Source organism: Streptomyces sp. NPDC022910 (assembly GCF_055561075.1).
In genome coordinates this window covers 54477-63620 of record NZ_JBVHHL010000026.1, presented here as the reverse complement: position 1 = coordinate 63620, position 9144 = coordinate 54477, and the positions used below count along the sequence as shown (strand labels likewise).

The window sequence follows — 9144 nt, the reverse complement described above, 5'->3', positions numbered from 1 at the left end:
TCAGTCCTCGCATCCGCAGGAACGGCGTACGACCAGGCGCGAAGGGAACAGCTTCAGCCGCTCGCGCCGGGAGCCGGCGACCCGGAGCCCGTCGTCCAGCACCAGGTCGACGGCCGCGCGGGCCATCCCGGACCGGTCCGAGGCGACGGTCGTCAGCGGCGGGTCGGTGAGCGCGGCTTCCTTGACGTCGTCGAAGCCTGCCACGGCCAGCTCGCCCGGCACGTCGATGCGCAGCTCGCGCGCCGCGCGCAGCACGCCGATCGCCTGGTCGTCGGTGGAGCAGAAGATCGCCGGCGGACGGTTCGGGCCGGACAGCAGCTCCAGGCCGACCTGGTAGGCGTCGTAACGGTTGTAGGGCGCCTCGAAGAGCCGGCCCTCCGTGGAGATCCCGGCCTCCTGCATGGCGCGCCGCCAGCCCTCGACGTGGTCGGAGACCGGGTCGCCGACCGCCGGGGTCTGAGCGGTGCCGCCCATACAGGCGACGTACTCGTAGCCGTGCTCCAGGAGGTGGCGGACGGCGAGCTGGGCGCCGCCGAGGTCGTCGGTGACGACCGCGACGTCGTCGATCGCCTCGGGCCGCTCGTGCAGCAGCACCACCCGGGCGTCCCACGCCTCGATCTCGGCGGCGGCGTGGTCGTTGAGCGCGTGGCTGACCAGGATCAGCCCGGAGACGCGCATACCGAGGAAGGCGCGCAGATAGTGGACCTCGCGCTCGGCCACGTAGTCGGTGTTGCCGACGAGCACCATCTTGCCGCGCTCGGCGGCGGCCTGTTCGACCGCGTGCGTCATCTCGCCGAAGAACGGCTGACGCGCGTCCGGCACGATCATGCCTATGAGGTCCGTGCGCCGCGACGCCATGGCCTGGGCGACCCGGTCGGGCCGGTATCCCAGTTCCTTGATCGCGGCGAGGACGCGCTCGCGCGTGGCCGGGGCGACCGGCCGGGGTCCGTTGTTGATGACATAGCTGACGACGGCGGTGGAAGTTCCCGCCAGCCGTGCCACATCGTCCCGAGTCACCTTGGCCACGCGCGGAGTCTACGCGGATGGACCGCCTCTGGGCAGGGCGTACGCCTTTCTATGCCTCAGCCGTGACCTCGGCCGCGGACACAGTGGCCGTCTCGCCCGCATCCTCCGGCTTCGGCTGGGCCGCTTTGGCCTTCGCCTCGTCCGTGGACCGGTCCGCCTTCTCCGGGGTGACGAAGCGGTAACCGACGTTCCGGACGGTGCCGATCAGCGACTCGTGCTCGGGTCCGAGCTTGGCCCGCAGCCGTCGTACGTGGACGTCGACCGTGCGTGTGCCGCCGAAGTAGTCGTAGCCCCATACCTCCTGCAGCAGCTGGGCGCGGGTGAAGACGCGGCCCGGGTGCTGGGCGAGGTACTTCAGGAGCTCGAACTCCTTGAAGGTGAGGTCGAGGACGCGGCCCTTGAGCTTGGCGCTGTAGGTCGCCTCGTCGACGGACAGGTCGCCGTTGCGGATCTCCATGGGGGAGTCGTCGTTGACGATCTGCTGGCGGCCCATGGCGAGGCGCAGCCGGGCCTCCACCTCGGCGGGACCCGCGGTGTCCAGCAGGACGTCGTCGGTGCCCCAGTCGGCGGTGACGGCGGCCAGGCCGCCCTCGGTGACGACGAGGACCAGCGGGCAGCCGGGGCCGGTGGACCGCAGCAGCTGGCACAGGCTGCGCACCTGCGGAAGATCCCGGCGTCCGTCGATCAGGATGACGTCGGCACCCGGGGTGTCGACGAGAGCGGGGCCTTCCGCCGGGGCCACTCGCACGTTGTGCAGGAGCAGGCCGAGAGCGGGAAGCACCTCCGTCGACGGCTGAAGAGCATTGGTCAGGAGCAGCAGAGAACTCATCGTGCCCCACCCGCCTTGGTCGTCATACGTTCGTGCACGGTTCGCTCGCCCATAACGTCGGTTCCTCCTCGGTCCCTGCGAGGACGTTTGCGGCACTGCTTTGTACGGTGCGAATCCCGTGCCCCTGAGATCCGCTATGCGTCCGACGGCCCGTACACCTGCGGTTTCCCGCTTCGTATACAACGCTTCCGAAAGCACAAAAGGACCCGGGGGCTACGCTGCCCGAGTCCTCTGCCCAGCAGAATAGCCCACATGAGCACTGGTTCGGCAGGTCATATGGCACGATCCACGGTTCGTCCGAACTCTGAGACGGCGCGTCGTGGGCCTTTACGGACGTTTCTGCGCACGGTCGACGCCGTGACGATCGACGCTGCATACGATCCGGGGTCCGTTGTATACGGCACCGGACGTGCACCTTCCGGCCATCTCGAGGATCTCGCGATCGTGGTCGCGCACGGCTTCACGGGTGATCTGGAGCGGCCCCATGTCCGCCGGGTGGCGGGCGTTCTCTCCCGGTTCGGTGCGGTGGTGACGTTCTCCTTCCGGGGCCACGGCGCGTCGGGGGGAAGGTCGACGGTCGGCGACCGCGAGGTGTACGACCTGGCCGCCGCCGTGCGGTGGGCGCGCGAGCTGGGGCACAGGCGCGTGGCCACCGTGGGCTTCTCGATGGGCGGGTCCGTGGTGCTGCGACACGCGGCGCGGCACCAGGAGGGGGAACACACGGACGCGGTGGTGGCCGTCAGTGCCCCCGCCCGCTGGTACTACCGGGGCACGGCGCCCATGCGGCGGCTGCACTGGCTGGTGACCCGGCCCGAGGGACGTCTGGTGGGCCGCTACGGCCTGCGCACCCGTATCCACCACCGCGACTGGGACCCGGCCCCCGCCTCGCCGGTGGAGTCCGTCCCCTTGATCGCGCCGACCCCGCTGCTGATCGTGCACGGCGACCAGGACGGCTATTTCCCCGTGGACCACCCTCGGATGCTGGCCGACGCCGCCCCCGGCCACGCCGAACTGTGGTTGGAGCCCGGCATGGGCCACGCCGAGCACGCCAGCGACGAGGAGCTGCTGGCGCGGATCGGGGCGTGGGTGGCCACGCGCGCGGGCTAGCCTGACGATGTTCACCACGACCGAGTTGAGGAAGCAGATGGCAAAGGGCACGGTGCGCTACTGGGCCGCCGCCAAGGCCGCGGCCGGGACCGCCGAGGAGCCGTACGACGCGACCACGCTCGCGGAGGCGCTCGACGCGGCCCGCGAGCGACACCCCGGCGAACTCGTCCGCGTCCTGCGGCGATGCTCCTTCCTCATCGACGGTGACCCCGTCGGGACCCGTGAGCATGAGACGGTACGGCTGGCCGAGGGCGGCACGGTCGAGGTGCTCCCGCCGTTCGCAGGAGGATGAGCGAAGCGATGAGCAACCAGCCGTACGAGGGGTACGACGCGGGGCACGACCCCTATCAGCAGCAGCCCTATCAGCAGCAGCCCTATCCGCCGCAGGCGCAGCAGCAGGGGTGGTACGACCCGAACGCGGCGTATCCCCAACAGCAGCAGCCGTACGCGCGGCAGTGGGAGGGGCAGGGGCAGGGGCAGGGGTACGGGCCCGCACAGCCCTTGCCGCCGGAAGCGCAGGTCTACGAGTCCCACGGCTACGCGGCCCCCGGTGCCGACGGCCTGGCCCACCCGTCCGGCCCCGGCGGGACCAGGGCCCAGGGCGGTGGCAGCGGGAGCGGCGAGGGCTGGGCGGCCACCCAGGGCCGTGGCGGTACGCGGACCACGACGCCGCCCGAGGCTCCCGTCGTCGACCTCTCCAGCCTCCCCGCCAACCAGCGGGCACGGCTGGAAGGGCGCTCCCCGATCATCGAGCCCGGGCTGCAGCCCGCCGCGCTCACCGCCGTGCTCGGGGTGCTGCTCGCCGGGGGCGCGGCCCTCGGGACGTACGCCCTCGTCGTGCCGCTCGTGATCCTGCAGGGCCTGACGGCCGCGGGATGGTTCCGGCTGAACGGCATGTGGCCCGCCCGGCAGGGCATCGCGCTGGCATTCCTGGGCGCGGTCACCGCGGACGTCGCGCTGCTCGTGGCCGGCCGGGAGCACGCTCCCGCCGCGATCCTCGGCACCCTCGGCGTGTGGGTGCTGCTCGCTCTCGTCCTGCAGCTGTGGTCGCACGCCGATCCGGACACGCGGATGCACGGCCTGATGGCGACCGTCGCCTCGGCCGCGCTGTCGATCGTGGCGGCCGGGCACCTTGCGGCCACGCCGCACGCCGTCACGGTGGGCGCCGTCGCGGTCGCCGCGGCGGTCCTGGCGCGGGCGCTGCCGTTGCCGAGCGTGGCCTCCGTGGTGGTGGCACTGCTGGCGGCGGCGGGCGCGGGTATCGCGATGGGCGGCCCCACGGGCCTGGGCACGTCAGGAGCCTTCCTCGGCCTGGGCGCGGGTGTCTGCGCCCTGATCGGCCACAGGGTCGCCTCCTACGACTATCCGTCCCGCTTCGTCCACTTGACCGCGGGCGTCGCCCTGCCGCTGGCGGCGGCGGCGCCGGTGGTCTATCTGCTGGGGCGCGCCCTCGGCTAGTGCGTGTCACAGATGATCGACAATTCGGCGGCCGCCGGGCCGTACGGGGTTACAGTCGCGTCGACGGCCACCCGGTCGTCAGCGACCGGCGTTGTCGATGACCGCCGAGGTGGGGGAACACCGAGCATGCGCGCACTGCGGATACTGCTGATCGTCGCCGTCGTCCTGGGGGTGCTCTTCGTCATCGTGGACCGCGTCGCGGTCCACTTCGCGGAGAGCGAGGCGGCCGACAAGCTGAAGACCACCGAGAACCTGGCCGACACCCCGGACGTGTCCATCAAGGGCTTCCCCTTCCTCACCCAGGTGGCCGGCGGCGAGCTGGACGACGTCGCGGTCGGCATCGAAGGCTACGAGGCGCCCACCGGCAACGGCAACGAGAAGATCCGTATCGACGACCTGAACGCGGACATGAAGGGCGTGAAGTTCTCCGGGAACTACAGCTCCGCCACCGCGGCCAGTGCCTCCGGCACCGCGCTCATCACCTACGACGAGCTGCTGAGGACCGCCAAGTCCGAGCCCACCCAGGTGGCGCCCGGGGTCACCGCCCGCGTCATCGGCCTCTCGGACGGCGGTGACGGCAAGATCAAGGTCGCCGTCGAGGCGACGGTCCTCGGAAAGAAGCTGGCGAGCCCGGTCTACGTCCTCAGCTCGGTGACGGTGCAGGGCGACAAGGTGAAGGTGCACGCCGACACCCTGCCCAAGTTCGGCGGGGCCCAGCTCGCCGAGAACCGGATCCGCGCCATCACCGACTTCCAGCAGGCGATCGACCGACTGCCCGGCGGCATACGACTCGACCAGGTGCAGGCGGCGAAGACCGGGGTGGAGATCACGGTGAAGGGTTCGGGCGTCAGGCTCGCGGGGTAGGACGAACCAGGGCCGTGGACAGCCGATGTCCGTAGAGCGAGACGTCCCGGTCCGTACGGCAGATGCGACGACGGGCGCGGACGACCGGAGGCCGCACGGTGACGGTTCTGTCGCCCATCTGGTCCCACATTGCGGACGATCGCATCTCATCATTCGACACGCCGGTGACATGCCCGGCGGTCCGTCCCTACGATCGACCCCATGCAGCGACAGGCGGATCTCACGAAGCGGCGGGCAGTAGACCTGTGCCGCGTTGCCGCCATGCTCTGTCGCACTTCCTGAACGGGAGAGCGCACTCCCGTATCACCGGCCCTGGTCCTGGTACAGGGCCACCCGTGCGCCGTGTACGCCACCGCGAAGCCGCGTACCCGCGCCCCTTCTGACTCGCACATCCCGCCGCAACTGCCCCGGAGGAGAAAGAGCATGAGCCGCAGCGACGTCCTGGTAGACGCCGACTGGCTGCAGGACCACCTGGACGACCCGAACCTCGCCATCGTCGAGGTCGACGAGGACACGTCCGCGTACGACAAGAACCACATCAAGAACGCGATCCGGATCGACTGGACGAAGGATCTTCAGGACCCGGTCCGCCGCGACTTCATCGACCAGGCCGGCTTCGAGAAGCTCCTGTCGTCGAAGGGCATCGCCAACGACACGCTGGTGATCCTGTACGGCGGCAACAACAACTGGTTCGCGTCCTACGCCTACTGGTACTTCAAGCTGTACGGCCACGAGAACGTCAAGCTGCTGGACGGCGGCCGCAAGAAGTGGGAGCTGGACGCCCGCGAGCTGGTCGACGGCACCGAGGTGTCCGAGCGCGCCGCCACCGACTACAAGGCCAAGCCGCAGGACACCTCCATCCGTGCCTTCCGTGACGACGTGGTCGCCGCGATCGGCGCGCAGAACCTGGTGGACGTCCGCTCGCCCGACGAGTTCTCCGGCAAGCTGCTGGCTCCCGCGCACCTGCCGCAGGAGCAGTCGCAGCGTCCGGGCCACGTGCCGAGTGCCCGCAACATCCCGTGGTCGAAGAACGCCAACGACGACGGCACGTTCAAGTCGGACGAGGAGCTCAAGGAGCTCTACGCCGAGGAGAACGTCGACCTGGCCAAGGACACCATCGCGTACTGCCGCATCGGTGAGCGTTCCGCGCTGACCTGGTTCGTCCTGCACGAGCTGCTCGAGGTCCCGAACGTCAAGAACTACGACGGCTCCTGGACCGAATACGGCTCCCTCGTCGGCGTCCCGATCGAGCTCGGCGCCGCCAAGTAATCCAAGATCCCCCGGACCTACCCCGAAGGAAGAACCATGTGTGGAGCGAAGGCCGGTGGCCCCGACGCCTCGACGATCAAGCCCGGTGAGACCACGATCCAGGGCCAGGTGACCCGCAACGGCGAGCCCGTGGTCGGGTACGTGCGCCTGCTGGACGCGACCGGCGAGTTCACCGCCGAGGTCCCGACCTCGGCGACCGGACAGTTCCGCTTCTACGCGGCCGAGGGCACCTGGACCGTACGCGCCCTGGTGCCGGGCGCCACCGCGGACCGTACGGTCGTCGCGCAGACGGGCGGCCTCGCGGAGGTCGCGATCGCCGTCTGACGGCGCACTCCACGACGGTCGAGGGACTGTACGTGCACGGCCGAAGGGCCGCATCCGCCGCGGGTTGGACGCTTGCCGGACGGGGTGCGGCCCTTCGGCCTGTCCGGGCATAGCCTGGAGGTATGTACGCACGGCGACGTCACATCTACTTCGCCATGATGGGGACCTGCATCGGCTTGTTCGTCCTGGCGTGGGGAGTCGTGCGTATCTGGTCGGTACCCGTGGCGGTGGGGATGTGCGTGGTCGCGATGGTGATCCCGCCGCTGGCCGCGATGGTGGCGAACCGGCGCGGCCCCAAGGACCGCTGGTGGGACGACCCGTCCGGGGACCAGCAGTCCGACGAGTGGTGGGACGAGCTGGACGGGAAGAAGCGGCACTAGGCCGTGCCCCCGCGGCTGCCGCCGGGGCACGGCTCAGTACACGAGTGCCTGCGTGCCGTCCGCCAGCGCCTCCTGGACGAACACCTGCGCACCCGCGATCCGTACGCCTTCGATGACGTCCTTCTCCGTGATGTCACGGCGGGCCGCGCACTGCGTGCACAGGGTTATCCGCCCGGCCGCCATGATCGACTCGATCAGGTCGGGCAGCGGCGCCGCGTGCGGCAGTTCGAACTCGGCGGCCCGGCCGGGCAGCGCGAACCACGAGGACTCGCCGGTCAACCAGAGTGAGACGTCGACCCCGCTGGCAACGGCCACGGAAGCGACGGTGAACGCCTGGGAGCAGCGCTCGGGGGCGTCCACTCCGGCCGTCACCTTGATCACGAGCTTCTTTGCCATACCCGAATCGTAATCAAGTCCCTTACAACTCCGGACCTCAGCCATGGGTCTCCTGCGAGGCGCCTATACGGAAGGCGCGTTTCAACGTTCTGTGGGGGACGTCTTGGAAGAACCGGAAAGACCCGAAGAGCGGCCGGAAAGTCCTGGCGCGGCACCGGAGAGTCCGGAAGCCGAGCCGTCGGAGGGTGCCGAGGACCCGGCCGGAGGGTCCGTGCAGACACCGGCCGGGCCCGTGGAGGGCGCACCCCGCCGTCGTCGGCGCGGCCGGAGCGCGATGCTGGTCGGCGGGGCCGCCGTGCTCGGCGTCGTCGCCGGAACCTGTACGGGCTACGTCGTGCAGGCGGGCCGCGAGCCCACCGCGCTGCCGCCGCTGTCCCAGCCGGTGGTCAAGCAGGCCAAGGGTGAGGTGGAGCCGCTGACTGCGGTGCAGGACCGCCGCGTGAAGACCGACGGGGACCTGCGCAAGCTGCTGGTCGCACACCCGCAAGGAGCCCGGAACACCCCGTACCCACAGGGTGACGACGGCTGGATGGGCCTCGCTGAGTACGCGGAGAACTATGAGAAGCCGGCCGTGGCCTTCACCGACCAGATCGCGAGCGAGTTCCGGCGTGCGGCCGTCACCTCCTGACGGACGAGCGACACGCACTTCGTCGAGATCCGCCTCGCGCAGTACCGCCAGGAGGAGGCCGTGGCGGCCTCGGACCAGGCCGACAACGGGATGTACTGGGCGGAGCGGAGCTCCGGTGTCCGCAGCTGGCCCGTCCCCGGCACGGGTGACGGCATGGCGTACGCGGACAGCACGCCCGACCGGAAGTCGGGCTACGTCCCGCTGTACTCGGCCGAGGCACACGCTTGGCGCGGCGACATCGCCATGGAGATCTACATCTACGACACCAAGCCGATTTCCAAGAAGGAGATCATGAGTCTGGCCGAGCAGCAGGTGGGGCGGCTGTGAGCGAGTACCCGGGAACGGAGGCGACCAGCGGCCCGGTCGGTGAGGTAGGGCCGGTGGACCTCGTGGCGCAGGCCGGGTCGCCCCCGGCGCCGCAGCCCGCCGCACCCGCGAAGTCCCCCCGGCGTCGACGCGCCGGCGTGGTCGCCGGGTGCGTCGTGCTGCTCGCCGCAGTCGTCGGCGGCACCGGCTTCACCGTGGTCACCGTGCAGAACGCCGAGCACGACGCCGGCGCGCCGGTCTGGCGCTTGCCGAAGGCAGAGGCCGACAAGAAGGTCAAGACCCGGGCCGTCGGCCTCAAGGGCATGCTGTTGCCCTTCGGCACCAGCGGCTACGGGCGTGGTCCGGACATGGGTGAGTTCGGCTCCGACGCCGAGCTGAGCGGCGCGCAGGCCACCGCGCTGCGCAAGGAGTCGCTGCGGAACCTGCCCCGCTCCGAGCGGCGGCTGCTGGAGAAGCAGATCGACAAGCAGCACATCACGGGCATGGTGCTGCGCAGCTACCTCAGCACCGAGAACGCGGCCAACTCCACGTCGTAC

13 protein-coding genes are annotated in these 9144 nt (G+C 70.4%); 10 read left to right on the top strand and 3 right to left on the bottom strand.

The window, feature by feature from the left end:
* Both ACZ3TS_RS24060 and ACZ3TS_RS24055 read right to left on the bottom strand, forming a co-directional pair.
* Positions 1 to 1026 (bottom strand): LacI family DNA-binding transcriptional regulator, encoded by a 1026-nt coding sequence (locus ACZ3TS_RS24060; protein WP_467621296.1) that lies wholly within the window; start codon positions 1024 to 1026, stop codon positions 1 to 3.
* A 49-nt stretch (positions 1027 to 1075) separates the two neighbouring features.
* Complete coding sequence (locus tag ACZ3TS_RS24055; protein WP_467621293.1) at positions 1076 to 1855, bottom strand: winged helix-turn-helix transcriptional regulator; 780 nt, start codon at positions 1853 to 1855, stop codon at positions 1076 to 1078.
* Positions 1856 to 2107: 252 nt separating this feature from the next.
* On the opposite strand from ACZ3TS_RS24055, the gene ACZ3TS_RS24050 reads away from it, so the two are divergent.
* From ACZ3TS_RS24050 to ACZ3TS_RS24015, 8 genes are all read left to right on the top strand, one after another.
* A complete protein-coding gene (locus ACZ3TS_RS24050) occupies positions 2108 to 2962 on the top strand; it encodes an alpha/beta hydrolase (RefSeq protein WP_467621291.1) in 855 nt (284 codons plus the stop codon).
* 37 nt (positions 2963 to 2999) lie between these two features.
* A complete protein-coding gene (locus ACZ3TS_RS24045; protein WP_467621405.1) occupies positions 3000 to 3254 on the top strand; it encodes a MoaD/ThiS family protein in 255 nt (84 codons plus the stop codon).
* Between the two features lie 8 nt (positions 3255 to 3262).
* A complete protein-coding gene (locus tag ACZ3TS_RS24040; protein ID WP_467621288.1) occupies positions 3263 to 4420 on the top strand; it encodes a hypothetical protein in 1158 nt (385 codons plus the stop codon).
* A gap of 126 nt (positions 4421 to 4546) precedes the next feature.
* Positions 4547 to 5284, top strand: coding sequence for an LmeA family phospholipid-binding protein (locus tag ACZ3TS_RS24035; protein ID WP_467621285.1), 738 nt, complete (start codon positions 4547 to 4549; stop codon positions 5282 to 5284).
* A 201-nt stretch (positions 5285 to 5485) separates the two neighbouring features.
* A complete protein-coding gene (locus tag ACZ3TS_RS24030) occupies positions 5486 to 5566 on the top strand; it encodes a putative leader peptide (protein WP_355139345.1) in 81 nt (26 codons plus the stop codon).
* A 141-nt stretch (positions 5567 to 5707) separates the two neighbouring features.
* On the top strand, positions 5708 to 6553 hold the full coding sequence (locus tag ACZ3TS_RS24025; protein WP_467621282.1) for a sulfurtransferase: 846 nt from the start codon (positions 5708 to 5710) through the stop codon (positions 6551 to 6553).
* 36 nt (positions 6554 to 6589) lie between these two features.
* A complete protein-coding gene (locus ACZ3TS_RS24020) occupies positions 6590 to 6877 on the top strand; it encodes a DUF1416 domain-containing protein (RefSeq protein ID WP_467621280.1) in 288 nt (95 codons plus the stop codon).
* 122 nt (positions 6878 to 6999) lie between these two features.
* On the top strand, positions 7000 to 7257 hold the full coding sequence (locus ACZ3TS_RS24015) for a DUF3099 domain-containing protein (RefSeq protein WP_467621277.1): 258 nt from the start codon (positions 7000 to 7002) through the stop codon (positions 7255 to 7257).
* Between the two features lie 33 nt (positions 7258 to 7290).
* Here ACZ3TS_RS24015 and ACZ3TS_RS24010 read toward each other — a convergent pair whose 3' ends face one another.
* Entirely contained in the window at positions 7291 to 7653 is a 363-nt protein-coding gene (locus ACZ3TS_RS24010) for a DsrE family protein (protein ID WP_467621275.1), read from the bottom strand.
* Positions 7654 to 7864: 211 nt separating this feature from the next.
* Here ACZ3TS_RS24010 and ACZ3TS_RS24005 point away from each other — a divergent pair, with 211 nt between their 5' ends.
* Both ACZ3TS_RS24005 and ACZ3TS_RS24000 read left to right on the top strand, forming a co-directional pair.
* Positions 7865 to 8281: a hypothetical protein gene (locus ACZ3TS_RS24005; RefSeq protein ID WP_467621272.1), complete on the top strand. Its 417-nt coding sequence runs from the start codon at positions 7865 to 7867 to the stop codon at positions 8279 to 8281.
* Positions 8282 to 8341: 60 nt separating this feature from the next.
* Entirely contained in the window at positions 8342 to 8608 is a 267-nt protein-coding gene (locus tag ACZ3TS_RS24000; protein ID WP_467621269.1) for a hypothetical protein, read from the top strand.
* Positions 8609 to 9144: the final 536 nt, after the last annotated feature.